Below are 23,852 nucleotides of genomic sequence, written 5' to 3' on the forward strand. Positions count from 1 at the left end.
AGGATGCCGACTGTGATCCAATATCGCGTAGCCGCCATTGCGGCTTTTGCGCTAGCCGCGTCAGCACCTGCGCTGGCGCAGGAGCGTTCGGTGCAGGCGTCGATTACGGTAATCGGTCGGGGCCATACGGAGACCCCGCCCGACCGGTTCACGGTTTCGGCCGAGATCGAGGGGCGCGGCGCATCCCAGGTCATTGCTCTGCGGGCCTTGGCCGACGCCCAATCAAAGGTCTCGGAGGTTGCAAAGCTTGAAGGGTTGGACGAAGTGTCCTTCGCGACCGGCTCGCCCGCGCTCAGGCCTATCTTCAGCCCGTCCTGCGGCGGGTCCGGATATGATCGTGACACCGACGATTGCCCCATAGTCGGCTATGTGGCGTCCATGTCGCTGACGTTGGAAGCGTCTCCGATCGCACGGGCGGGCGACGCCTTGTCCCTCGCTTCGGAAAGAGGGGCTCGGAATGCGAGTGTCCAGGCCTTCACCCTTGCCGATGTTTCGCAGCAGGAAATTCTCGCTCAGCGCGCCGCCTTCGAGGACGCCCGGCGTCAGGCTCAGGCGCTCGCTACGGCTTCCGATCAGAGGATTGTGCGGCTCGTCCGGCTCCAGGACCCTTCCGCAGAGCAATACCCGCCCGCAGAGCTTCGAGCCATGCACAGGGTGGACGAGGTCGTGGTCACCGGCGCGCGTGTCCGTCCGACCGTGTCTCTAGACGTCGCGCCCCCGCCCGTGCGGACGGAGGCGCGTGTTCTCGCCACTTTCGAGATCGAGTGATCAGCGGGCGATGTCGTAGACACCGGTGATGTCGATCCGGATCGTCAGCTCGCCGGCGGCGACCGGGGTGTTGGCGTCTTCGCGCATCGCCATGGCGCGCACGGCGAACTGGGGCTGGGGCTCGGGCGAATAGCCGCCGCCTTCGCTCAGGTTACGGATGCCGGACAGCTGGACGTTCAGCGCCTGGGCGTACAGCTGGGCCTTGGCCTGCAAGGCCCGCACCGCCATCTGGCGCGCCTGGTTCTCGGCTGCGGTCGGATCCTTCAGGCCGAAGCTGATGCCGTCGATCTGGTTGACCCCGGCGGCGACCACGGCGTCGGCGGTGGTCCCGACCTTGGTCAAGTCGTTGATGATCACCGTCACCCGGTTCACGGCCTGATAGCCGCGCAGCTTGGGCGGTTCGTTCTGCACATAGTCATATTGCGCCGACAGGTTCAGGCCTGAGGTCTGAATGTCGCGCTCGGCGATGCCTGCGCGGCGCAGGGCGGCCATGACCTGCGTCATGCGCGTGGCGTTGTCCCGCATGGCTTCCTGGGCGGTCGTCGCCTCGGTCTGGACGCCGAAGCTGATGGTGGCCATGTCCGGCGCGGCCTTGACCTCGCCATAGGCCGATAGGTTCAGCGACGGCGCGGGCTGCATCATCTGCACCGGCTGGACGGTCTGGGCCATCGCCGGCGCCGTCGCGCTCAGGGCGACCGCCGCCGTCAGGGCGCTGCCCAGCATCAGGGATTTGAAAGCGCTTTTCATGCAGAAGTCTCCGTAGGACGATCCTGACCGACGGGTTCGTCGATCCATGGCCGCAACCTTGGCCTTTTATGCCTGAACCAACGCCCGCGCTTCCATGTCGGTTTCCGTTCATCTTCGTGAAATCGCGGAAACATGCCGCATGCGGACGTGGCTCTTGGCAAGCCGCATCCGCGCCTGCTAGGCGGTTCCTCCCGCCGCGCCGCGCCTTGGTCGCACGTCCTGGGGGCCTGTAGCTCAATGGTTAGAGCCGACCGCTCATAACGGTCTGGTTGGGGGTTCGAGTCCCTCCGGGCCTACCACCCCCATCATTTTTACAGGGAAAACAACACCCTTAAGAGGTTGGGCGCTCAGGGTTTGACACGGGGTGTTCTCTTTTCGGCCTTTTGCGGCTTGGCGACAGCCGTGTCGGCGAGGCGCGTCTGGTCGGTCGAGCGGGTGTAGGTCTCGACCTCACGCAGGCTGGTGTGGCCAGGACGGCGGCGATTTCCTCCTGGTCGACCACCGGCCTGATGAATCGGTTCAGCGTGGCCGTGTATGAAGGCTCGTAGAAGCTGAGACTGACATCCGCCTCATCGGAGATCTAGGCGTGCCGCCTAGGGCTGCGCTATGCGCCAAGCGCCGTTGAGGAAGCCGTCGCCGGTGATGTCGCCTGGCTTGGCGTCCTTGGTCCAAGTATAGAGGGGGCGGCCATTGTAGGCCCATTGACGGGAGCCGTCGTCCCGAATGACGACGCTATAGCTTCCGCTCGCTTGCGCGTCCGCAGCGGCGGTGAAGGGCGGCCAGTTTGCGGCGCAGGGTCCATTGCAGACCGATTTGCCGCCGCCATCTTTGTCGAATGTGTAGAGGGTCATTCCCTGCTCGTTCGTGAGCGTGGGACCTTTCGCGGTTTCCCCCGTTCTGGCCGGCTCAGCCGCCAGCGCGGCAGTGGATAGGGACAGCGCGAGCAGGGTCGCGATGGTTGCGCGGATTATCACAGGTCAACTCCTTCTGTAGGCTGGACCTCCTATAGACAGCCGACGTGCGGCGATTATTCCCGACCGCCTGATTAAATCTCGCGCCTTACTGATCGGCAGAAATCTGAGGGCTTGGCGGGCCTTTCGCCGGTCCGCCTACATGCCCTTCGACGGATCGTCGCCGGGCGTGTCCGGATCGATCTGTCGATCCCGTTTGGCGGATCTCAGGTAGCCCCGCACGATCAGGGCGAATAGGATAATGGGGCCGCCGATGATCACGAAGGCCCAGGGGAAGGTCTCCATCATCGGGCTCCGCGTTTCAGTTTGGACGTGTGAGGTCTATCGGTCATGTCTGCTCCTATCCTTGGTCCTGATCGTCGATGTCCTGATCCTTGGCGGTGGTGGGCACAGGGGTTCGCGGATCTCCGCTGATCGGGCCTTGAGGCAGATCGCCCTCCGGCTCGCGGCTGGACGACTGGCCTTCCTGAAGCCGTCGCGTATTGGGATCGGGGCCGATTTGACCGCCGGGCCCTATGCCGCCGGCGCGGAGTTGCAGTGCCTCCGCCGGGGTGTTCAGCGAACGGCCCCGCGCCACGCCCTGCGGCAGGGCGTCTTCGGCCTGTTGTTCGCGGTTTCGGTCCGTCATCGGTTTCTCCCTGTTTTAAGGACATAAAGCCTCCCAACGGGGTGATGTTCCGCTCCGGATCAGGGCCGCGGGCCAGGAAGCCGCCATGGCTCGGTCTCAGCTTGGTTCGTCCAAAGCTTTTACCCAGGTTTCATCCGTCCAAGCCGGCGCGCGTCCGTTAATCCGTTGTGAATGCGAGACAAGGCAAGGTTCTTCACAGCGTGTGAACAGTTTGTCTGTTCTGTGTATGTTCTTGTGTAAGGGCTGTGCTTAGGCCGTCACACGTCAAGACATGGTTAAGTATCGTTACCCATCCCATTGAGACCCATTTCATCCCATGCTATCCCATTCCCATGATTTGGGGCTGAGAGGCGGGCGCGTCGGGCGTTCGTCAGGGCATCTAGGGGCGGGCCGAAGGGCTCGATGGACAGGGCGTGTTTCTCTCGACCTACGAGAAACAGTTGGACGGCAAGCGCCGTCTCCTGATCCCAAACGATTTCCGCACGACCGAAAACGGCGCCGCCGGCGGCGTCTTCATCTTTCCCTCCATCGAGGCCGACTGTCTGGAAGCGGGCGGCGACCGCCTGTTCGCCGTCTATGCCGAGATGATCGAGTCCCTGCCGTTCGGTTCCGAAGAGCGTTCGGCGCTGGAGTGGCAGGTGATGGGCGAACAGGTGCGCCTGGCCTATGATTCCGGCGGCCGTATCACCCTGCCGGAAGGCCTGTGCGCTGAGGCGGGGCTGGAGGACACGGTCGTCATCGTCGGCCTGAACGACCGGTTCCAGATCTGGTCGCGCGAGAAATGGGCGGCCCGCCGCGCCGAACAGCGCGCCCTGGCCAAGGCCGGCATGGCCCAGATCGGCGCCCTGAAACTGGCGGCCCAGATGAAGCTGGCGGGAGGCGGATCGTGAGCGACGCGCCCCACGCCCCCGTTCTGTTGGCCGAGGTGATCGAGGCGTTGCAGCCTGGTCCCGGCGACGTGGTGATCGACGCCACCTTCGGCGCCGGCGGCTACACCCGCGCCATCCTCGCGACCGGCGCCGAGGTGATCGGCCTGGATCGCGATCCGACGGTTCAGCCGCATGCCGATGCTGTCGCCAAGGACTTCCCCGGTCAGTTCCAGTTGATCCGCACGCCCTTCTCGGGTCTGGCCCAGGCTTTCGCCGACAGCGGCAAGGCGAAGCTGGACGGCGCCGTCTTCGATATCGGCGTCTCGTCGATGCAACTGGATCAGGCCGAGCGCGGCTTTTCCTTCATGCGCGACGGGCCGCTGGACATGCGGATGTCTGATGAAGGCGACACAGCCGCCGACATCGTCAACACCTGGGACCACGGTCCCCTGGCCCATATCTTCAAACTGTATGGCGAAGAGCGTCAGTCGGGCCGGGTGGCGACCGCCATCCTGCGCCGCCGCGTCGAGCGGCCCTTCACTCGCACCCTGGATCTGGCCGAGGTGGTCGAAAAGGCCTTGGGCGGGCGTCGCGGCGCCCCGATCCATCCGGCCACGCGCGTGTTTCAGGCGCTGCGTATCGCGGTGAACGATGAGCTGGGCGAGCTGGAGCGCGGGCTCGAGGCGGCCGAGGCGAGCCTGGCGCCCGGCGGCCGTCTGGCCGTCGTCACCTTCCATTCCCTGGAAGACCGGATCGTCAAGGCCTTCCTGACCGAGCGGACCGGCAACACACCCGCTGGATCGCGCCACGCCCCCATCGCGATCGATCCGCGCAAGCCCAGTTTCACGCTTCAGTTCAAGGGCGCGCGCGAGGCGGGCGACGAGGAACGTGCGGTCAATCCGCGCGCCCGTTCGGCCAAGCTGCGCGCAGCGATCCGCACCGAGGCGCCGGCCTGGGCCTCGACGTCGGGGAGGGCTGCGGCATGACCACGGCGCCCTTCTTCGACTATTCGCGCAACGCCCTGCAGCGGCTCTTCGACTGGAAGGTCCGCGGCGTGCGCTGGATCGAGATAATCGGCGTGGCCCTGGTCGCGGTGATGATCGTCTCGGTCTACGCGGCCAAGGCGGCGGCGGCGCGCGAAAGCAGCCGTATCGCCCAGCTGGAACAGGACATCCGCGAAAACGGCCAGCGGGTCCGCCTGCTGCGCGCCGAGGTCGCCCGGCTGGAGCAGCCGGCGCGGCTGGAAACCCTGTCGCGTCAGATCGGTCTGGTCCCGGTCGAGGTCCACCGTCAGGCCAAGGAAGCCCAGCTTCCCCAGTTGAAGGCTGCGCCCCAATCGACGTCCCCGTCGACCGCCCAGGCTGCGCCTGCCGCCGCAGTCGCCCCGGACGAAATCGCCGTCGCTGCCCCGGAGGCGGTGCAATGAGCGTTCAGGATCATCGCTATCACCGGCCCGCGCCGGGCATGGACCTTCAGGGCCGGCTGTCGCCGTTCTGGCGCGGCCTGTCGGAACTGATCTGGCGGCTGGAGCACGGGTTCGAGCGCGCCCGCGCCGACGCCCGACCGGAAGAAGACACCCGCGTTCGAATCTTCCTGATCCTGATCGTCTTCTCGTGCGTCTTCGCCGGTCTGGCCATCGGCGCCTCGTACAAGGTCCTGTTCGGCGAAGCGGGCGGGCGCTGGGCCGGCGCCAATCCGAACGCCCTGGTGCGCGGCGACCTGACTGATCGCAACGGCGAGCTGCTGGCGACCAATATCGTCCACTATGGCCTCTATCTGGATCCGGCCGAGATCTGGGATCGCGACCTGGCCTTCCGCCAGCTGCGCCGCGCCCTGCCGCGCCTGCCGGCCGCCCGGCTGCACAAGGTGCTGAACGGGGATCGGCGCCTGATCGCGCTGACCGGACTGACGCCTCAGGAAAAGGCGGCGGTTCACGACCTGGCTCTGGGCGGGGTGACCTTCGAGCCTGAGGATCGCCGCGCCTATCCGCTGGGAACCTCGGCCGTGCACCTGATCGGCGACGCCGATACGGGCGGGCAGGGGATCGCGGGCGCCGAGCTGGCCTTCAACGACGAAATCCGCGCGGCCGGCCAGCGGGGCGAAAACTTCCCCCTGTCCATAGATCTGCGGATCCAGGGCGTGGTCGAGAACGAACTGGCCGCTGCGGCGATCCAGCACCAGGCCAAGGGCGCGGTCGCCATCGTCACCGACGTCCAGACCGGCGAGGTTCTGGGCATGGCCAGCTGGCCGAACTTCACCCAGTCTGACCGCAAGGCTGCGCCGGACGGCGCGACCCTGAACCGCGCCGTCTCGGGCCACTATGAGATGGGGTCGGTGTTCAAGACCTTCACCGTCGCCGCCGGGCTCGATACCGGGCGGGCCGACATGAGCACCCTGTTCGACGCTTCAGAAGCCTTCCAGATCGGCGATCGCAAGATCAAGGACTTCCACGCCCAGAACCGGATCATGACGCTGGAGGAGGTCTATCTCCATTCGTCCAACATCGGCACCTCGCAGTTGGCGGTGCAGATGGGGCCGGACACGATGCGCGACTATTTCCGCCGTCTGGGCCTGCTGGACGCCGCCGGGATCGAGCTGAAGGAATCCGCCCGCCCGGTCCTGCCGCGTCGCTGGGACAACTCGACCCTGGCCTCCCTGTCCTTCGGCTATGGCATCATGATCACCCCGGCCCAGATGGTTCAGGCCATGGGCGCCCTGACGAACGGCGGGCGGATGGTGCCCCTGTCGCTGCGGCGCGGCGGCGCGCGGGGCGTCCAGCCGCAGCAGATCGTCACCGAGGAAACCTCGCGCGCCATCCTTGAGCTGATGCGCGCCAATGTGGTGCGGGGTTCGGGCGGGTTCGCCGATGCGCCTGGTTTGCGTGTCGGCGGCAAGACCGGTTCGGCCAACAAGCTGGTCAACGGCCGTTACGATCCCAGCCACGCCCTGGGCTCCTTCGCCGCCGTCTTCCCGGTGGACGGGCCGCTGAACGGCAAACGCTACGCCGTCTTCGTGCTGATGGACGAGCCGGGGACCTATCCCAAGACCGGCGCCTATGTGGCCGCGCCCGCCGTGCGCAACATCGCCGACCGGATCGCCGGCTTCCTGGGCGTCGAGCGCCGCGCCGACCGCTGGCGCACGGCCACCGGCGAGAAGATCCCGGAATATCAGGACGTGCAGGGGGACGGCCTGTGAGCGCGCTTCACCTGTCCGACCTGCTGCGCCGCGACCTGGCGTCCGACCCCATCATCACCGGCGTGACCGCCGACAGCCGCAAGGTCGCGCCCGGCGCCCTGTTCGTCGCCCTGCCGGGCACGGCGGCGGACGGCCGCGCCTTCATTCCCCAGGCCCTGGCCCAGGGGGCGGCCGCCGTGCTGGCGCCGACCGACACGCCGGACAGCGCCGCGCCGGTGCTGGTGACCTCGGGCGACGTCCGCCGGACCTACGCCATCGCCGCTCGCGGCTTCTACGGCGCCCAGCCGAAGACCTGCGTGGCGGTGACGGGCACCAACGGCAAGACCTCGGTCGCCGCCTTCTGCCGCCAGATCTGGGCCGGCCTGGGCCACAAGTCGGCCAGCATGGGCACCCTGGGCGTCGTCGGCCAGAAGGGCGACAAGACCTACGCCCTGACCGGCCCCGGCCTGACCAGCCCCGACGCCGCCGAGGCCGCCCGCCTGATGGCCGAGCTGGCCGCCAAGGACGTGACTCATGTGGCGGTCGAGGCCTCGTCCCACGGCATCGACCAGCGGCGTCTGGACGGAGTGGCGCTGAAGGCGGCGGCCTTCACCAACCTGACCCAGGATCATCTCGATTATCACGGCACGATGGAGGACTATCGCGCCGCCAAGCTGCGTCTTTTCGAGGCCCTGCTGCCGCGCGGACGGACGGCGGTGCTGAACGCCGATTCCGACGCCTATTCCGCCTTCGCCGCCGCCTCGATCATGGCCGGGCTGGGCGTGATGGGCGTGGGCGAGCGCGGGCGCGACCTGGCCCTGATCGGCCGCCAGGCGACGCCGGAGGGCCAGCGCCTGACCCTGGATGTGCGCGGCGATGTTCGCGACATCCTGCTGCCCCTGGCCGGCGCCTTCCAGGCCTCGAACGCCCTGGTGGCGGCGGGCCTGTGCATCGCGGCCGGCGACCGGCCCGACGAGGTGATCAGCGCCCTGGAAGGCCTGACCGGTGCGCAAGGTCGCCTGCAACGGATCGGCGCCGAGACGGGACGCGGCGAAGTCTATGTCGACTACGCCCATACGCCGGACGGGTTGGAGACGGTGCTGACCGCCTTGAGGCCCCACGCGACCGGCCGTCTGATCGTGGTCTTCGGCGCCGGCGGCGACCGGGATCGCGGCAAGCGGCCCCTGATGGGCGAGATCGCGGGTCGTCTGGCCGACGTCGCCATCGTCACCGACGACAATCCCCGTAGCGAAGATCCCGCCTCGATCCGCGCCCAGGTCCGCGCGGGCTGCCCTGACGCGCTGGAGATCGGCGACCGCCGCGCGGCCATCGAGGCGGCCGTTGAAATGATGCGCGACGGGGATGTGGTGGTCATCGCCGGAAAAGGGCATGAACAGGGCCAGATCGTCGGCGGCGTCACCCACCCGTTCGACGACGCCACCGTCGCGTCCGAGGCCCTGTCGCTGAATGCCTGAATCCACCGCCCGCCCGCTCTGGACGGCCGCCGAAGTCGCCGCCGCCACGGGCGGCGTGCTGCACGGCGACGACCGCCCGATCACGGGCCTGACCTACAACAGCCGCGAGATCGTCCCCGGCGACCTGTTCCTGGCCCTGAAGGGCGCGCGCGACGGGCATGAGTTCGCCGTCTCCGCCTTCGCCGCCGGCGCCGCGACCGCCCTGGTCGAACACGCCGTCGAGGGCGGGGCCTATGTGGTCGTGCCGGACACCCTGCGCGGGCTGGAGGCCCTCGGCGTCGCCGCCCGCGAGCGCGCGCCCCACGTTAAGCGCGGCGCCGTCACCGGCAGCGTCGGCAAGACCAGCGTGACCCAGGCGATCAAGGCCGGGCTGGACCTCGCCGGACCCGCCCACGCCTCGATCAAGAGCTACAACAACCATATCGGCGTGCCCCTGACCCTGGCGCGCATGCCGGTCGAGACCCGGCGCGCCGTGTTCGAGATCGGCATGAACGCCCCCGGCGAGATCGCGCCCCTGTCGCGCTTCGTGGCGCCCCACGCCGCCTGCGTCACCACCGTCGGTCCGGTCCATATCGAAGCCTTCGCCGACGGCGAGGCGGGGGTGGCGCGCGAAAAGGCCGCCATCTTCCAGGGCCTGGTTCCCGGCGGCACGGCGGTCGCGAATGGCGACGTGGCCTTCTCCGGCCTGCTGTGCGATGCGGCCAGGGCGGTCGGGGCGCGGCTGGTCACCTTCGGGACCGATCCGGGCCATGACGCCCGCTTACTGGACTTCCGCCCGGACGCTGAGGGGGCGACCGTCTTCGCCGAACTGTTCGGCAAGCCGCTGGAGTATCGCCTGGCCCAGTCCGGCGCCCACTGGGGCTTGAACAGCCTGTGCGTCCTCCTGATGCTGGACGCCCTCGACGTCGAACTGGAGACGGGCCTTCAGGCTCTGGCCAGCTTCCAGCCTCTCGCGGGCCGGGGCCAGACCCGCATCGTCGCTGTTCCCGGCGGCGCCTTCACCCTGATCGACGAGAGCTACAACGCCAATCCCCTGTCGATGACGGCGGGCTTCAAGAGCCTGGGCGCCCGCGCCGCGACCGGCCGCCGCATCGTGGTCCTGACCGACATGCTGGAGCTAGGCGACCAGAGCCGCGCCCTGCACGAGGGCCTGGCCCAGCCCATCGAGGCCGCCGGCCTGGATCTGGTCCATGCGGCCGGCTCTGAGATGCGTCATCTGTACGACGCCCTGCCGACCTCCCGACGCGGCCTGTGGCGTGAAACCGCGGCCGAACTCGCCGCCGAGGCGTCCATGCTGGCGTCGGCCGGCGATATCGTCATGGTCAAGGGATCGAACGGATCCAAGGCGTCCCTGGTCGCCAAGGCCCTGGCCGATCTGCAAACCGCCCCTTCAAGCCCTGACACGCCGTCCGCGACCCGATAGAGACCCCCCGCATGTTCTATCTTCTGTATCTGTATTACGCCGACGTCGCGCATCAGTACCCGCTGCTGAACCTGATCCAGTATCAGACCGTCCGCGCGGCCCTGGCCCTGGCCACGGCGGCCATCGTGGCGGCGGCCATGGGCAGTCGCTTTATCAACTGGATCCGCACCAAACAGGGCAAGGGCCAGCCGATCCGCGACGACGGTCCGGTCTCCCACCTGTCCAAGGTCGGCACCCCCACCATGGGCGGGCTGATGATCCTGGCCGGCATCGGCGTGGCGGTCTTCCTGTGGGGCGACCTGACCAATCCCTATATCTGGATCGTCTCGGGCGTGACGGCGGCCTTCGGCGTGCTGGGCTTCATCGACGACTACGCCAAGGTGACGAAACAGACCTCGGCCGGGCTGACGTCGAAACAGAAACTGGCGGCCCAGACGGTGGTGGCCGTGATCGCAGGGGTTCTGACCGTGCTGTGGATGAAGGCCTCGCCGACCTCGCCGGGGCTTGAGACTTCGATCGCCTTCCCCTTCTTCAAGGCGGTTCTGCTGAACATCGGCTGGTTCTATGTGGCCTTTGCGGCCTTCACCATCGTCGGCTTCTCCAACGCCGTGAACCTGACCGATGGTCTGGACGGGCTGGCGACCGTGCCGGTGATGATGGCGGCCGGCGCCTTTGGCCTGATCGCCTACCTCGCCGGCAACTTCGTCTTCGCCCAGTATCTTCAGGTCCACCATGTGCCGGGCGCCGGCGAACTGGCCATCTTCTGCGCCGCCATGATCGGCGGGGGCGCGGGCTTCCTCTGGTACAACGCCCCTCCCGCCAAGATCTTCATGGGCGACACCGGGTCGCTGGCCCTGGGCGGGGCCCTGGGCGCCATCGCCGTCACGACCAAGCACGAGCTGGTGCTGGGCATCGTCGGCGGCCTGTTCGTGATGGAGGCCGCCTCGGTCATGATCCAGGTCGGCTATTACAAACTGACCAAGAAGCGCATCTTCCTGATGGCCCCGATCCACCACCATTTCGAGAAGATGGGCTGGCCGGAATCGACCGTGGTCATCCGCTTCTGGATCATCGCCGGGGCGCTGGCTCTGCTCGGCCTGTCGACGCTGAAGCTGAGATGAGCGCCGCCTTTTTTCTTCCGTCATCCCAGGGCTTGTCCCTGGGATCCATACTCCCGGTGTCGACCGCTGGCGCGCTCTGCGGAAACACCGGGCGTATGGATCCTCGCCACAAGGGCGAGGATGACGGTGTGAGAGATCCGAGATGATCCCCGTTCCCGGCTATGAGGGCAGGCGGGTCGCGGTCTTCGGCCTGGGACGGTCGGGGATCACGGCGGCGCGCGCGCTGAAGGCCGGGGGCGCGACCCCAATCCTGTGGGACGACGGCGTGTCCGGCCGGCTTCAGGCCCAGGCCGAGGGCTTCGTTGTCGAGGATCTGACGACCGCCGACTGGTCCGGCTTCGCCGCCCTGGTCCTGTCGCCCGGCGCCCCCCTGACCCATCCCAAGCCGCACTGGACCGTGGACAAGGCGCGCGAGGCCGGCGTGCCGGTCGTCGGCGACATCGAGCTCTTCGCCCGCGCCATCGCTGTCCTGCCTCAGGGGCAGCGGCCGAAGGTCGTGGCCATCACCGGCACCAACGGCAAGTCCACGACGACCGCCCTGATCGGCTGGGTGCTGCAACAGGCGGGCCTGACCGTCTATGTCGGCGGCAATATCGGCATCGGCGTCCTGGCCCTGCCCGTGCCGACGCCGGGCGCCGTCTATGTGATCGAGGTCTCCAGCTATCAGCTGGACCTGACGACCCGCTTCGCGCCGGACGTGGCGATCCTGACCAATGTCTCGCCGGACCATCTGGACCGTCATGGCGGGATGGAGGGCTATGTCGCCGCCAAGCGGCGGATATTCGCCGCCCAGGGACCGGATGCCGTGGCCCTGGTCGGGGTGGACGAGGACTGGGGGCAGGGGATCGTCCAGACCCTCTCCGACAGCGGCCGCGCCATCACCCGCATCTCCACCCTTCCTTCTCCCGCAAGGGGAGAAGGCTATGTGGCGCGAGCCGGGCAGATCTTCCGTGACGGTCATCTGATCGCCGACCTCTCCGCCGCCCGCTCGCTCCCCGGCCGCCACAACGCCCAGAACGCCGCCTTCGCCTATGCCGCCGCCCGCGCCCTGGGCGTATCGCATGACGCCGCCGTCAAAGGCCTGCTGACCTTCCCCGGCCTGGCCCACCGGATGGAGGCCGTCGGCCATATCGGCCCGGTGCGCTTCATCAATGACTCCAAGGCCACCAACGCCGACGCCGCGCGTCAGGCCCTGGCCTCCTACCCCTCCGTCTTCTGGATCGCGGGCGGCAAGCCCAAGGACGGCGGCATCGACGACCTGACCGACCTCTTCCCGCGGGTGGCCAAGGCCTATCTGATCGGCGAGGCGGCCGAAGCCTTCGCCGCCACCCTTTGCGCGAACGGGGGCGACACCCCCCACGTCATCTCAAAGACCATGGACGCCGCCGTCGCCGCCGCCGCCGCCGACGCCCAGGCTGCGGGCGGCGATCAGATCGTGCTACTGTCGCCCGCCTGCGCCAGTTTCGACCAGTACCCCGACTTCGAGGTGCGGGGCGAGGCGTTCCGCGCCGCCGTGCTGGCCCTCGGCGCAACCCCGGAGACAGCCCGATGAGCGCCTCCTACACCCCCGCCTTCTCCCGCAACGACCAGAGCCCGGTCGCCCAATGGTTCTGGACCGTGGATCGCGGCCTGCTGAGCGCGGCCCTGGCGTTGATGGCGCTCGGCGTGGCGCTCAGTTTCGCCTCCAGCCCGGCCGCCATCCTGGCCGATGAATCGATCACCGACCCCTTCCACTATTCCTGGCGGATGATGGTCTTCTCGGGCCTGGGCCTGACCATCATGCTGACCAGCTCCCTGCTGTCGCCGCGCGGGGTCCGCCGCATCGCCGTCCTGGCCCTGTTCGGCGCCATACTGGTGATGATGGCCCTGCCGTTCATCGGCGATACGGTGAAGGGCGCCGCCCGCTGGGTCAATTTCGGCCCCTTCAGCCTGCAACCGTCCGAGTTCGCCAAGCCCGGCCTGATCGTCTTCGCCGCCTGGATGTTCGCCGAGGCGCAGAAGGGGCAGGGGGTGCCCGGCGTCACCATCGCCTTCGGCTTCTACGCCCTGACCGTCTGTCTGCTGCTGATTCAGCCGGACATCGGCCAGACCCTGCTGATCACCACCACCTTCATGGCGGTCTTCTTCATGGCCGGGGTGCCGTTCAAATGGATGGCGGTCCTGGCCAGCGCGGGCATGGCCGGCCTGGTCTCCCTCTATTTCGTCTTCGGCCATATGCGCGACCGCCTCAGCCGCTTCTTCTCGCCCGAGACCACCGACACCCATCAGATCGACGCCGCCTCGGAGGCCATTCGCGCCGGCGGCCTGGTCGGACGCGGCGTGGGCGAAGGGGTGATGAAGCGCCACGTCCCCGACCTGCACACCGACTTCATCTATTCGGTCGGCGCCGAGGAGTTCGGCCTGGTCCTCAGCCTGATCATGATCGGCCTGTACGCCTTCATCGTGGTGCGCGGCCTGCGCCGGGCGATGAAGCTGACCGACCCGTTCGAGCAAACCGGGGCCGCGGGCCTGTTCATGCTGATCGGGCTTCAGGCCTGTATCAATGTGGCGGTGAACCTGAACCTGATCCCGACCAAGGGCATGACCCTGCCCTTCATCAGCTACGGTGGTTCTTCCATGCTGGCCATGTGCCTGACCATGGGCTTCGCCCTGGCCCTGACCCGTCGCCGGCCCGGCGCCTATGAGCCGGGCGCCAGCCTGACCCGACCGGGGCGGCGGCTGCTGTAACGCGTCCCCTTTGTGGTCCGTCATCCTAGGCCTTGTGCCTAGGATCCATAGACTCGAGCGGCGCCGCTTGAACTCCGATGTCGGACACCGGGCGTATGGATCCTAGGCACAAGGCCTAGGATGACGATGAGAGATTGTCGGGGCTGCGCGCACAATGCGGGCCGCAAATCTCTACCTTATCAAGGCGCTGACCCCACCCAACCGCCTTCTCCTCACCACCCTCCAAAACCATGCCATCCTGTCGCCTTCGAAGGTGGAGGACCAAGGGCGTGGTTTCAGACTATTCAAACGGCACGTGGCGCTTTGGCGCTTTTGGCGCTTTGTCACCCTGTTTTCGTGCCACGCCCCCCGTGTCCCGGCGGCCAATTGAGACTATGCAGACCCAGCCCTTCGGAGACCGTTCCTGATGTCCAAACTCTGCGTCGTCGCCGCCGGCGGAACCGGCGGCCACATGTTCCCGGCCGAGGCCCTGGCGCGGGAAATGGCCGCGCGCGGCTGGCGTGTGGTGCTGGCGACCGATCATCGCGGCGAGCAATACGCCCACGCCTTCCCGGCCGAGGAACGGCTGGACCTGGACGCGGCGACCGGCTCCGGGCCGCTGGGCCTGATCAAGGCGGGGGTTCAGATCTTCAAGGGGGTGATGCAGGCGCGCGGGGCCTTCGACCGGCTGGGGGCGGATGTGGTGGTCGGCTTCGGCGGCTATCCGTCGGCCCCGGCCCTGGTGGCGGCGGTGACGTCGCAACGCCCGACCGTCATCCATGAGCAGAACGCCGTCCTGGGCCGCACCAACCGCATCCTGGCCCCCTATGTGAACCAGGTGGCCTCGTCCTTCCCCACGCTGGAACGGGCGCCGGCCAAGGTGCAGGGGCGCTCGCACGTCGTCGGTTCGCCGGTCCGGGCCGAGATCCGCACCCTGATCGACCGCCCCTATGCCGCTCCGGTCGAGGGCGGGCCCATCCATGTCCTGGTGACCGGCGGCAGCCAGGGCGCCCGCATCCTGTCCGAGACCACGCCCCGCGCCCTGGCGGCCCTGCCCGAGGCCCTGCGTCGCCGCCTGAAGGTGCAGCAGCAGTCTCGGCCCGAGACCCTGGAAACCGCCCGCCAGATCTATCTGGAAGCCGGGATCGAGGCCGAGGTCGCCCCCTTCTTCCGCGACATGGCCCAGCGTCTGTCCAAGGCCCATCTGATCGTCGGCCGTTCCGGCGCCTCGACCTGCGCCGAACTGGCGGTCGCGGCCCTGCCGTCGGTGCTGATCCCGCTGAAGATCGCCATGGACGACCACCAGCGCCTGAACGCCAAGGCCCTGGTCGACGCCGGGGCGGCGGAGATGGTGCTGGAAGACGACCTAACGGTTCAGGGCCTGACCGCGACCCTGGACGCCCTGCTGTCCGACCCCGCCCGCCTGTCGTCCATGTCGGCGGCGGCCCGCTCGGTCGCCATCCCCGATGCCGCCGAACGCCTGGCCGATCTGGTGGAGGCGACGGCGGGGCGCTCATAATGTCTCCTCCCCACAACGTGGGGAGGGGGACCGCGCGAAGCGTGGTGGAGGGGTTCTGGACGCCCCACAGACGTCTGCGATGCGTTGAAGAACCCCTCCGTCACGGCGCGAAGACGCGCCGCGCCACCTCCCCATCGCTTCGCGTTGGGGAGGAGACCTCAACCCTTGCGGATCTGATGCGTTAGGACGCTCATGCCTCCCGAAATCATCGCCGTCACCCGCCAGATTCGCGCCCTGTGGCATCAGTTCGACTGGCTGCCCGAATGGGCGGTTATCGGGCTGGTCCTGCTGGTTTTCGTCGGCGGCGGCTGGCTGACGCACAAGATCGTCTTCGTCATCCTGAGACGCGTGGTGAAAAAGCGTGACGTCTTCTGGCGCGGCGTGGTCGAGCGGGCGCGGATGAAGCTGCGCGTGATGATGATCCTGATCGGCATCGGCATCGGCGTGACCGTGTCGCCGATGGACCCGGCCCCCTCTGCCGACATCCGCGAGGTGCTGCGCTTCCTGTTCGTCCTGACGGTCGGCTGGCTGGCCTCGGGCGTGCTCGACATGTGGTCGGTCATGTACCTGAAGCGCTACAATATCGCCGTCGAGGACAATCTGCTCGCCCGCAAACACCTGACCCAGACCCGCATCCTGCAACGGGTGGCGAAGGTCGTGCTGTTCATCGTCACCGTGGGTCTGGCCCTGATGACCATCGCCGGCTTCCGCCAGTGGGGGGTCAGCCTGCTGGCCTCGGCCGGGGTGGTGGGCATCATCGCCGGTCTGGCCCTCCAGCCGATCCTGACCAATATGGTCGCGGGCATCCAGATCGCCCTGACCCAGCCGATCCGCATCGATGACGCCGTCATCGTCGAAGGCGAGTGGGGCAATGTCGAGGAAATCACCGCCACCTATGTGGTGGTCAAGATCTGGGACTGGCGGCGGATGGTCCTGCCCCTGTCCTATTTCATCTCGACGCCCTTCCAGAACTGGACGCGAGAGAACGCCCGGTTGATCGGTTCGGCCTTCTTCTACGTCGATTACGAAGCCCCGATCGACCGCTTGCGCACGGCCTTCGAAGGTATCGTTAAATCGTCCAAGCTGTGGGACGGCGATGTCCAGGTGATGCAGGTGACCGACATCACCGAACGGGTGATCCAGGTCCGCTGCCTGGCCAGCGCCCGCTCCGCCGGCGTCGCCTTCGACCTGCGCTGCGAGATCCGCGAGAAGCTGATGGCCTTCATGCGCGACGAATGCCGCGAAGCCCTGCCGCGCGACCGCCTGGAGTGGCCGCAAGGATCGGACAGACCGGTCAGTCCTTCAGCGCCGTCTGGCCCCGACGGATTGCTTCTTCCAGCGTGATCGGCTCGCGATCCAACACGGCCCCGCACGCTACGGCCAGCAGCTCCGCCGCGTCGCCGCCCGCCGCCGCCGCATAGGCCGGGGCCGCATCGGGCGTCGCCGGCCCCTCGGTTCCGTCTTCGCGCAGGGACGCGAAGTCGAGCCGGTCCGCCGTGTGCGCGCGGCAGTCGAAGGCCCAGCGGGACCAGCCGCCGACATAGGTCACATCCCCGACCTTGAAGCCTGCCTCGGTCACCTGAAGCTCGCGCATCCGGGCCATATCGCCGTCCCGTTCGATGGAGGCGACATCGGCGTAGATGGCGAACCGGCCGACGCCGGTCTCGACCAGTCGGGGGTCGGCAAAGGCGAGCAGCAGGGCGATCACGCGACCAGTTTCTCCGCCTGGTGCAGATCCACGCTGACCAGCTGGCTCATGCCCCGCTCGGGCATGGTGACGCCGTACAGGCGGTCCATCCGGCTCATGGTGACGGGGTTGTGGGTGATGACGATGAAGCGGGTGTCCGTGCGGGACCGCATCTCGTGCAGCATCTTGCAGAACCGGTCCACGTTCGCGTCGTCGAGCGGGGCGTCCACCTCGTCCAGCACGCAGACGGGGGCGGGGTTGGCCAGGAAGACGCCGAAGATCAGGGCCGCCGCCGTCAGCGCCTGTTCGCCGCCGCTCATCAGGCTCATGACCGATAGCCGTTTGCCGGGCGGGCAGGCGTATATCTCCAGCCCGGCTTCCAGTGGATCGTCGCTTTCGACCAGTTTCAGCTCGGCCTGGCCGCCGTCGAACAGGGCTTCGAACAGGGCCTTGAAGTTGGCGTTGATCACGTCGAAGGCGGCGATCAGCCGTTCCCGGCCTTCGGCGTTCAGTTCGTCGATGCCGTCGCGCAGCTTGGCGATGGCCTGGGTCAGGTCGATCCGCTCGGACCTCATGCTGTTCAACCGCTCGCCGTATTCGGCCGCCTCGTCCTCGGCGCGCAGGTTGACGGCGCCCAGGGCTTCGCGTTCGCGCTCCAGCCCGTATAGCAGGCTCTCGGCGCCGGCGGCGTCGGGCGGCCGGGCCACGGCCTCATCGGTCAGCTTGCGGGCCAGGTCTTCGGGCGACATCTGGGCGGTCTCACGCAAGGTCGCCTCGGCCTCGGTCAGTTTCTCGGCTGCGGCCTCGGCGCGAGCGGCCAGACCGGCGCGAGCCTCTCGGGCCTGGGACGCGGCGGCGTCGGCGGCGCGGGCGGCGCGATCAGCCTCCGTCGCGGCGGTCTCGGCTGTGGCCATGGCGTCGGACGAGGCCTGTTTGCGCTGTTCGGCGGCGGTCAGCGCATCCAGCAGCTTGCTGCGCTGTTCCGCAAAGCCCTGGGGCGCGACCTCGGCCTGTTTCAGCAGGGCGGCGGTCCGCTCGGCGTCCTTGGCCAGGGCGGAGAAGCGGGCGGAGCTGTCCTTGGATCGGGCGATCCAGCCTTCGCGGGCGCGGGTCAGGCTGCCCAGGCGTTGTTCGCGGCCCTGGCGGTCGCGGGCCTCGGCGTCGCGGTCTGATCGGGCGGTCTGGGCGGCGATGCGAGCCGCGTCGGCGGCGGCGCGGGCTGCGGTCAAGTCTTCGCGCAGGCCAGTCACGGTTTCGGACGGGGCGTCCACGGTTTGTGCGGCGGCCAGGGCGGCTTCGGCTTCGGCCACTTCGGTTGCCAGCCGTGCCAGGGCCTCGTCCAGCGCCTGGGCGCGGGCCTCGCGGCGGGTCTGGTCGCGCATCAGGCTTTCGACGCGGTCGCGGGCGGCGGTCACGGCCTTGTCGAGGGCGAAGGGTTTCAGACGGGCGGTCTTTACCGTCTCCTCGGCCGCGCGGAAGGCTTCGGCCGCCGCCTTCTGCTGGGCCTGGGCCTGCTCAAGCGCCGGCTTGCCCTTGTCGATCTCGGCTTCCAGCTCGGCCAGCCGGGTCCGTTGCGCCAGACGTACGGCGGCGGGGCGGGGCGCTTCCGCCCGGCTGACGAAGCCGTCCCAGCGGAACAGGTCGCCCTCGGGCGTCGCCAGCCGGGCGCCGACGGGCAGGGAGCGGGCCAGTTCGGCCGCCTGGGCGGGGGGGGCGACGCCGCACAGGGCCAGGCGGGCGGCCAGTTGCTCAGGCGCCTGGACATGATCGGACAGAGGCTCGACGCCTGCAGGCCATACCGGCGGGCGGGGCTCGGCGCCGCCCCAGTAGGCGGCGGCGCGGGCGTCCAGCGCGGCGTCCAGGTCCTCGCCCAGAGCGGCGGCGAGGGCGGCTTCATAGCCCCGGTCGGCGCGGACCTTGTCGAGCGCCGGCGGATGGTCGCGCTTGCCGCCAACCAGAAGCTGGGCCAAGCCGCGCGCCTCGGTCTGCAACCGGCCCAGCCGGTCCTCGGCGGCGCGGGCGGCGGTGCGGGCCTCCTGTTCGGCGCGGGCCAGGTGGCCGCGGTTGGCCTCGGCCGCTTCGACGGCCTCGCGGGCGGCGGTCAGTTCGGCCTGGGCGGTCTCCAGCGCCTGACGGGCGGCCTCCAGCTCGGGCGTCTCCAGCGGGCCAAGGGCCTCGCGTTCGCGCTTCGCCTGCTCCAGCTGCGCGGTGACGCGGGACAGGCGGGTTTCTGCGTCGCGGCGGCGGGCGGCTTCCGCGTTGGCGCGGGCCTCGACGGCGGCGAGGGTTCCGGCCAGGCGTTCGACCTCGGCGTCGGCGGCCTTGCGGGCCTCCTCGGCGGCGGCCAGGGCCTTGTCCAGTTCGGGGCCGCGTTCGGGGGCGGCGGCGATCTCGGCCTGGAGCCGGGTCAGTTCGTTATCCAGCCGGTCCAGTTCGCGCCGGGCGTCGGCGGCCATATTGGTCTCGCGCTCAGTATCGGCGGCGATGCGGGCGGCCTCTGCCTTCAAGCGGTCCACCTCGGCGCGGGCGGCCTGTTCGGCCATGTCGAGGCGGTCGCGCTCCAGGCTGGCCCGGTGCAGCAGGGCGGAGGCGACGGCGTCTTCTTCCCGCGCCGGCTTCAGCGCCTCCTGGGCGGCGAGGGCGGCGGTCTGGGCGGTCGCAGCAGCGGTGGTGGTCTCGGCCACCGCGCGGTCGGCGGCGCGCAGTTCCTCGGCGCCGGTTTCGGCCGCCATTTTGGCGTCGTTCCAGCGGGCGTAGAGCAGGGCGGCCTGAAGGGCGCGGATCTCGGCGGAGATCTTCTTGTATTTCTCGGCCTGGCGGGCCTCGCGCCTCAGCCGGTTCAAGGCCGTTTCCAGTTCGCGACCGATGTCGTCGAGGCGGTCTAGATTGGTCTCGGCCGCCTTCAGCCGCAGTTCGGCCTCGTGACGGCGGGTGTGCAGACCGGCGACGCCGCCCGCTTCTTCCAGGATACGACGGCGGTTCTGGGGCTTGGCGGCGATCAGTTCCGAGATCTGGCCCTGGCGGACCAGGGCGGGGGAGTTGGCGCCGGTCGAGGCGTCGGCGAACAGCAGTTGGACGTCGCGGGCGCGGACCTCTTTGCCGTTGATCCGGTAGGTCGAGCCCTGGCCCCGGTCGATGCGGCGCGAGACCTCAAGCACCGGGCTGTCGGTGAAGGGTTGGGGCGCGCGGCGCTGGGCGTTGTCGATGGTCAGCTGGACTTCGGCATGGCTGCGCGGGGGACGGCCCGAGGCGCCGGCGAAGATGACATCGTCCATGCCCTGGCCGCGCATGGCCTTGGCCGAGTTGGCGCCCATGACCCAGCGCAGGCTTTCAAGGACGTTGGACTTGCCGCAGCCGTTGGGGCCGACGACGCCGGTCAGGCCGGATTCGATGTGCACTTCCGCCGGATCGACGAACGACTTGAAGCCGACGAGCCGGAGGCGCTGGAATTGCATCGGTCCTGGCGTTTACCGGCGCAGCAGCGGGTCGATGGCGGCCGAGAGGGCCTCCAGCGAGTGTTCGGCGACGGGCTTGCCGTTGACGAAGAAGGCGGGCGTGCCCGCCACGCCGGCTTCCTGCGCCCCTTCGATCTGGGCCTGAAGCGCGGCGCCGGTGGCGGGGTCGCTGAGGCAGGTCTCGATCTGTTCGCGCGTCTTGCCGCTGGCGGCGAGGCCAGCATCGAACCAGGGCTTGGCGCCGGTGGTGCGCAGATTGGCCTGGTCGCGCATGAAGACTTCGGCGACGTCGAAATAGCGGCCGGGCGCGGCGCAGATGGCCACCGCCGCTGCGGCGGCGGCGACATTGGCCGGGGCGGTCGGCAGGTTGCGATGGACCAGCCGGACCTTGCCCGTGTCGATATAGCGGGCCTTGAAGGCGGGCAGGACGTCGTTGTGGAAGTCGGCGCAGTGCGAGCAGGTGAAGCTGGCGTATTCGATCACCGTCACCTGCGCGTCGGCCCGACCCAGCACATGGTCCTGGGCCGTCACGGGCGGCGGGGGCTCGGCGGCGAAGGCCGGCCCCGCCAACGCGGCGGTCAGGAGGGCGAAGGTGAGGACGGCGCGCCGGATCATGGCTTATTTCGCCAGTTCGGCGTCGATGGCCGTGGACAGGTCGGCCAGGCTGGCGCCTTCGCCGCCGGGGGTGATGACCTGGGTGTCGTTGACGTAGAAGGCCGGGGTGCCGGTCACGCCCTGGGCCTGGGCGGCCTGGACGCGCTTCTCCATGGCGGCGACGGCGTCCTTGTCGGTGACGCAATCGTTGAACTGCTGCTCGGACAGGCCGGCGGCCTGGGCGGTGCGCAGCAGCCAGTCGCGCGGCGAGGATGTCAGCATCTCCTGCTGGGTGGCCATCAGCTGGTGGACGACGTCGAAATACTTGTCCGGGCCGGCGCAGCGGGCGACCAGGAAGCCGGCGGTGGCGGCGTCGACCGGCGGGGTCGGCAGTTCGCGGAAGACGTAGCGGACCTTGTTGGTGTCGACGTATTTGGCCTTGAACGCCGGCCAGGTGTTCTTCTGCCACAGGGCGCAGTGGGGGCAGGTGACCGAGGCGTATTCGACCACGGTGACCTTGGCGCCTTCCGGCGCGCCCAGGCCCATGTCGCCCTCGGCCGCGCCCTTGGATCCGCCGCCGCAGGCGGCCAGAGCCATGGTCGCCATGGCGGCTCCGGTGATGGCCGCACGGCGGCTCATGCGGGCGAAGCGGGTTTCGAAGTTGGCCATGGGACTTCCTTGGTCGGAGCGTTGCCGGATGATCGCGCGATTCTCTCGGAACCACGGAACCCTAGATTAGTCGAGACTGGGTGCGGCTTTTTCCGGGCCGCGACTGTCTGATAACGCGAAGTTCGCGGGGATCAAAGATCGTTGGTCGTACGTCGCTCTGGTCGTTTCCTGTCACGACTGAGCGTCAGCTCGATAAGGGTCGATCCGATCGAGACGATGAGGGCGAAGATGACGCCTGCGGGCGCCTTGTCCATCAAGGTCGTATCAAGCGGGATCAGGATCGCTGCGATGGTGAAGCCAATTCCGGCGCCCAGGAATGAGCCGACAAAAACCCTGAACCAATAGGCCTTTCGATTCTTGCCACGCCGATCCATCAGCCCATTTCCTTCGCCTGGGCCCAGAAGGTTTCCGGAGCGAAGATTTGTCAATCGCGGTCGTTTGAACGCGACAGGGTGGCGCGGCCGAGGCGAGCCAGGGCGGCGCGGAGTTCGTCGGGGACGTCGGCGATGGAGGCGGTCAGATCGGCCTCGGCTTCGGCGGCCAGGGGCGGGGGGTTGACGGCGCGTTTGGGCCGGGCGGCGGCTTCTGTCAGGGGTTTGATCGGGCCCTGGGCGATGCGGAGGCGGTCCACCGAACCGGCGCCGAGGAAGAGGTTCACGCGGGCCAGGATATCTTCGGACTGGTGCTGGACCAGCAGGGCGGCGGCGCCGGCGACGCGCAGCTCCAGCACGCCGGGCTGGCCGGCCTTGCCCTTGGTGAGCTTCTGGGGGCGGGTGACGCGGGCCAGGCGGTCGCCGACGATCTCGCGCCAGCGGGGCTCCAGCGCACCGGCGCCTCGACCGAACTTCTCGTCCAGTTTCTTGATCAGCGGCGTCAGGGCCTGGCCGGCGCGCGGGGCCGGGCGCGGCGCCGGGCGGGTGCGGCGGCGCGACAGGATCTCGCGGACCTCGGCGTCTGTGGGCAGCGGGCGGCGCATGGGGCTATATAGCGTCATCTCATGACCCCCGTCTCTCCCAACGTCTCTCTGATCCGTTCCGAATTGCTGGCCTGGTACGACGGCCATGCGCGCAGTCTGGCGTGGCGCGCGCCGCCGGGGGCGGAGAGGCGGACCGAGCCCTATCGGGTCTGGCTGTCGGAGGTGATGCTGCAGCAGACCACGACGCCGCACGCGACGCCTTATTTCCAGAGCTTCACCGCCCGCTGGCCGACGGTGTCGGATTTGGCGGCGGCCGAGGACGGGGAGGTCATGGCCGCCTGGGCGGGGCTGGGATATTACGCCCGGGCCCGCAATCTGCTGGCCTGCGCCAGGGCTGTGGCGGGCGAGCATGGCGGGGTTTTCCCGGATACGGAGGCGGGCTTGCTGGCCCTGCCGGGGGTGGGCGCCTATACGGCCGCGGCGGTGGCCGCCATCGCCTTTGATCGTGCGGCCAATGTGGTCGACGGCAATGTCGAGCGGGTCATGGCGCGGCTGTTCGCGGTCGAGACGCCGGTTCCGGCGGCGCGGCCCGAATTGAGGCGGCTGGCGGGTCTGTTCGTCACCGATGAGCGGCCGGGGGATTGGGCTCAGGCCTTGATGGATTTGGGGGCGACGGTGTGTCGGCCCAAGTCGCCGCTGTGCGGCCAGTGCCCGGCGGCGGATCAGTGTCTGGGCCTAGCGAGCGGGGCGCCGGAGCGGTTCCCGGTAAAACTGAAGAAGGCTGAGCGTCCGCATCGCCAGGGCGTGGCCTTCGTCATGATCGATCCCGACGGACAGGTGGCGCTGGAGCGGCGGCCGGACAAGGGGTTGCTGGGCGGGATGCTCGGCTTGCCGACGTCGGACTGGGGCGCCGCGCCCGATCCGACGCCGCCGGTCGCGGCCGACTGGCGCGAGGCGGGGGCGGTCGAGCATGTCTTCACCCATTTTAGCCTGACCCTTACGGTGCGGACAGCGCGGGTCGAGGCGGGTGGGGATTATCAATGGCTGGGGCTCGAGGCGGCGCGGGCCGCCTTGCCGACCGTCTTCGCCAAGGCGCTGGATCGGGCCGGCGAACCGGCCCTGATCTGAAC

The 23,852-nt window shown here is 68.8% G+C and carries 23 protein-coding genes and 1 tRNA gene; 14 read left to right on the top strand and 10 right to left on the bottom strand.

Translation table 11 applies throughout. The annotated features are described in order from the left end of the window. The first annotated feature begins 12 nt into the window (after positions 1–12). Complete coding sequence (locus ACW17X_RS15820) at positions 13–768, top strand: SIMPL domain-containing protein (protein WP_492098808.1); 756 nt, start codon at positions 13–15, stop codon at positions 766–768. On the opposite strand, the gene ACW17X_RS15825 is transcribed toward ACW17X_RS15820, so the two are convergent. Beyond that, positions 769–1,515 carry an SIMPL domain-containing protein gene (locus tag ACW17X_RS15825; RefSeq protein WP_492098809.1) on the bottom strand — a complete coding sequence of 249 codons (747 nt, stop codon included), beginning with the start codon at positions 1,513–1,515 and terminating at the stop codon, positions 769–771. A gap of 223 nt (positions 1,516–1,738) precedes the next feature. On the opposite strand from ACW17X_RS15825, the gene ACW17X_RS15830 reads away from it, so the two are divergent. Next, positions 1,739–1,814: transfer RNA gene (locus ACW17X_RS15830), tRNA-Ile, on the top strand. Between the two features lie 294 nt (positions 1,815–2,108). Here ACW17X_RS15830 and ACW17X_RS15835 read toward each other — a convergent pair. The 3 genes from ACW17X_RS15835 to ACW17X_RS15845 form a co-directional block, all read right to left on the bottom strand. Next, positions 2,109–2,489, bottom strand: a complete 381-nt coding sequence (locus tag ACW17X_RS15835) for a COG4315 family predicted lipoprotein (RefSeq protein WP_492098810.1) — start codon at positions 2,487–2,489, stop codon at positions 2,109–2,111. A 135-nt stretch (positions 2,490–2,624) separates the two neighbouring features. Then, a complete protein-coding gene (locus ACW17X_RS15840) occupies positions 2,625–2,771 on the bottom strand; it encodes a hypothetical protein (protein WP_492098811.1) in 147 nt (48 codons plus the stop codon). A 55-nt stretch (positions 2,772–2,826) separates the two neighbouring features. Next, positions 2,827–3,114, bottom strand: a complete 288-nt coding sequence (locus ACW17X_RS15845) for a hypothetical protein (protein WP_492098812.1) — start codon at positions 3,112–3,114, stop codon at positions 2,827–2,829. Between the two features lie 413 nt (positions 3,115–3,527). On the opposite strand from ACW17X_RS15845, the gene ACW17X_RS15850 reads away from it, so the two are divergent. The 11 genes from ACW17X_RS15850 (at position 3,528) to ACW17X_RS15900 (ending at position 16,745) form a co-directional block, all read left to right on the top strand. After that, entirely contained in the window at positions 3,528–4,004 is a 477-nt protein-coding gene (locus tag ACW17X_RS15850) for a division/cell wall cluster transcriptional repressor MraZ (RefSeq protein WP_008263595.1), read from the top strand. Further along, positions 4,001–4,969: a 16S rRNA (cytosine(1402)-N(4))-methyltransferase RsmH gene (rsmH, locus tag ACW17X_RS15855; protein WP_492098813.1), complete on the top strand. Its 969-nt coding sequence runs from the start codon at positions 4,001–4,003 to the stop codon at positions 4,967–4,969. The genes ACW17X_RS15850 and rsmH overlap by 4 nt, the downstream gene beginning before the upstream one ends. Continuing rightward, entirely contained in the window at positions 4,966–5,409 is a 444-nt protein-coding gene (gene ftsL / locus ACW17X_RS15860; RefSeq protein WP_492098814.1) for a cell division protein FtsL, read from the top strand. Before rsmH ends, ftsL begins: the two co-directional genes overlap by 4 nt. 38 nt (positions 5,410–5,447) lie before the next feature. Next, entirely contained in the window at positions 5,448–7,178 is a 1,731-nt protein-coding gene (locus ACW17X_RS15865; RefSeq protein WP_492100483.1) for a peptidoglycan D,D-transpeptidase FtsI family protein, read from the top strand. After that, positions 7,175–8,632, top strand: coding sequence for a UDP-N-acetylmuramoyl-L-alanyl-D-glutamate--2,6-diaminopimelate ligase (locus tag ACW17X_RS15870; protein WP_492098815.1), 1,458 nt, complete (start codon positions 7,175–7,177; stop codon positions 8,630–8,632). Before ACW17X_RS15865 ends, ACW17X_RS15870 begins: the two co-directional genes overlap by 4 nt. After that, positions 8,625–10,055, top strand: coding sequence for a UDP-N-acetylmuramoyl-tripeptide--D-alanyl-D-alanine ligase (locus ACW17X_RS15875; RefSeq protein ID WP_492098816.1), 1,431 nt, complete (start codon positions 8,625–8,627; stop codon positions 10,053–10,055). Before ACW17X_RS15870 ends, ACW17X_RS15875 begins: the two co-directional genes overlap by 8 nt. A gap of 11 nt (positions 10,056–10,066) precedes the next feature. Further along, a complete protein-coding gene (gene mraY / locus ACW17X_RS15880; protein ID WP_267515732.1) occupies positions 10,067–11,176 on the top strand; it encodes a phospho-N-acetylmuramoyl-pentapeptide-transferase in 1,110 nt (369 codons plus the stop codon). A 142-nt stretch (positions 11,177–11,318) separates the two neighbouring features. Further along, the gene (murD, locus tag ACW17X_RS15885) at positions 11,319–12,728 is read left to right on the top strand and encodes a UDP-N-acetylmuramoyl-L-alanine--D-glutamate ligase (RefSeq protein ID WP_492098817.1); all 1,410 of its coding nucleotides are present in this window, start codon (positions 11,319–11,321) and stop codon (positions 12,726–12,728) included. After that, entirely contained in the window at positions 12,725–13,903 is a 1,179-nt protein-coding gene (locus ACW17X_RS15890; protein ID WP_492098818.1) for an FtsW/RodA/SpoVE family cell cycle protein, read from the top strand. Before murD ends, ACW17X_RS15890 begins: the two co-directional genes overlap by 4 nt. Before the next feature lie 406 nt (positions 13,904–14,309). Continuing rightward, positions 14,310–15,401 (top strand): undecaprenyldiphospho-muramoylpentapeptide beta-N-acetylglucosaminyltransferase, encoded by a 1,092-nt coding sequence (gene murG / locus ACW17X_RS15895; RefSeq protein ID WP_492098819.1) that lies wholly within the window; start codon positions 14,310–14,312, stop codon positions 15,399–15,401. 192 nt (positions 15,402–15,593) lie between these two features. After that, on the top strand, positions 15,594–16,745 hold the full coding sequence (locus tag ACW17X_RS15900) for a mechanosensitive ion channel family protein (protein WP_492098820.1): 1,152 nt from the start codon (positions 15,594–15,596) through the stop codon (positions 16,743–16,745). Here the strand turns inward: ACW17X_RS15900 and ACW17X_RS15905 are convergent. The 6 genes from ACW17X_RS15905 to ACW17X_RS15930 form a co-directional block, all read right to left on the bottom strand. Further along, the gene (locus tag ACW17X_RS15905; RefSeq protein WP_492098821.1) at positions 16,696–17,109 is read right to left on the bottom strand and encodes a surface-adhesin E family protein; all 414 of its coding nucleotides are present in this window, start codon (positions 17,107–17,109) and stop codon (positions 16,696–16,698) included. The genes ACW17X_RS15900 and ACW17X_RS15905 overlap by 50 nt on opposite strands. Further along, positions 17,106–20,543: an AAA family ATPase gene (locus ACW17X_RS15910; protein WP_492098822.1), complete on the bottom strand. Its 3,438-nt coding sequence runs from the start codon at positions 20,541–20,543 to the stop codon at positions 17,106–17,108. The genes ACW17X_RS15905 and ACW17X_RS15910 overlap by 4 nt, the downstream gene beginning before the upstream one ends. A 12-nt stretch (positions 20,544–20,555) precedes the next feature. Continuing rightward, complete coding sequence (locus tag ACW17X_RS15915) at positions 20,556–21,158, bottom strand: thioredoxin domain-containing protein (protein WP_492098823.1); 603 nt, start codon at positions 21,156–21,158, stop codon at positions 20,556–20,558. A gap of 3 nt (positions 21,159–21,161) precedes the next feature. Further along, the gene (locus tag ACW17X_RS15920; protein WP_492098824.1) at positions 21,162–21,806 is read right to left on the bottom strand and encodes a DsbA family protein; all 645 of its coding nucleotides are present in this window, start codon (positions 21,804–21,806) and stop codon (positions 21,162–21,164) included. Positions 21,807–21,937: 131 nt separating this feature from the next. Further along, a complete protein-coding gene (locus tag ACW17X_RS15925) occupies positions 21,938–22,180 on the bottom strand; it encodes a hypothetical protein (protein ID WP_492072926.1) in 243 nt (80 codons plus the stop codon). 50 nt (positions 22,181–22,230) lie between these two features. Further along, positions 22,231–22,782, bottom strand: coding sequence for a DUF721 domain-containing protein (locus ACW17X_RS15930; RefSeq protein WP_492073965.1), 552 nt, complete (start codon positions 22,780–22,782; stop codon positions 22,231–22,233). Between the two features lie 21 nt (positions 22,783–22,803). Here ACW17X_RS15930 and mutY point away from each other — a divergent pair, with 21 nt between their 5' ends. Beyond that, complete coding sequence (mutY, locus tag ACW17X_RS15935) at positions 22,804–23,850, top strand: A/G-specific adenine glycosylase (RefSeq protein WP_492098825.1); 1,047 nt, start codon at positions 22,804–22,806, stop codon at positions 23,848–23,850. The last annotated feature ends 2 nt before the right edge of the window (positions 23,851–23,852 follow it).

The sequence above is a fragment of the Brevundimonas sp. FV1ye4L genome (assembly GCF_058681255.1).

Bases quoted from the DNA above. Each gene is read 5' to 3' on its own strand.
- ACW17X_RS15825 (WP_492098809.1), bottom strand. From the start codon at position 1,515: ATGAAAAGCGCTTTCAAATCCCTGATGCTGGGCAGCGCCCTGACGGCG.
- ACW17X_RS15840 (WP_492098811.1), bottom strand. From the start codon at position 2,771: ATGGAGACCTTCCCCTGGGCCTTCGTGATCATCGGCGGCCCCATTATC.
- ACW17X_RS15845 (WP_492098812.1), bottom strand. From the start codon at position 3,114: ATGACGGACCGAAACCGCGAACAACAGGCCGAAGACGCCCTGCCGCAG.
- ftsL (WP_492098814.1), top strand. From the start codon at position 4,966: ATGACCACGGCGCCCTTCTTCGACTATTCGCGCAACGCCCTGCAGCGG.
- ACW17X_RS15865 (WP_492100483.1), top strand. From the start codon at position 5,448: ATGGACCTTCAGGGCCGGCTGTCGCCGTTCTGGCGCGGCCTGTCGGAA.
- ACW17X_RS15875 (WP_492098816.1), top strand. From the start codon at position 8,625: ATGCCTGAATCCACCGCCCGCCCGCTCTGGACGGCCGCCGAAGTCGCC.
- mraY (WP_267515732.1), top strand. From the start codon at position 10,067: ATGTTCTATCTTCTGTATCTGTATTACGCCGACGTCGCGCATCAGTAC.
- murD (WP_492098817.1), top strand. From the start codon at position 11,319: ATGATCCCCGTTCCCGGCTATGAGGGCAGGCGGGTCGCGGTCTTCGGC.
- ACW17X_RS15890 (WP_492098818.1), top strand. From the start codon at position 12,725: ATGAGCGCCTCCTACACCCCCGCCTTCTCCCGCAACGACCAGAGCCCG.
- murG (WP_492098819.1), top strand. From the start codon at position 14,310: ATGTCCAAACTCTGCGTCGTCGCCGCCGGCGGAACCGGCGGCCACATG.
- ACW17X_RS15900 (WP_492098820.1), top strand. From the start codon at position 15,594: ATGCCTCCCGAAATCATCGCCGTCACCCGCCAGATTCGCGCCCTGTGG.
- ACW17X_RS15910 (WP_492098822.1), bottom strand. From the start codon at position 20,543: ATGCAATTCCAGCGCCTCCGGCTCGTCGGCTTCAAGTCGTTCGTCGAT.
- ACW17X_RS15915 (WP_492098823.1), bottom strand. From the start codon at position 21,158: ATGATCCGGCGCGCCGTCCTCACCTTCGCCCTCCTGACCGCCGCGTTG.
- ACW17X_RS15920 (WP_492098824.1), bottom strand. From the start codon at position 21,806: ATGGCCAACTTCGAAACCCGCTTCGCCCGCATGAGCCGCCGTGCGGCC.
- ACW17X_RS15925 (WP_492072926.1), bottom strand. From the start codon at position 22,180: ATGGATCGGCGTGGCAAGAATCGAAAGGCCTATTGGTTCAGGGTTTTT.
- ACW17X_RS15930 (WP_492073965.1), bottom strand. From the start codon at position 22,782: ATGCGCCGCCCGCTGCCCACAGACGCCGAGGTCCGCGAGATCCTGTCG.
- mutY (WP_492098825.1), top strand. From the start codon at position 22,804: ATGACCCCCGTCTCTCCCAACGTCTCTCTGATCCGTTCCGAATTGCTG.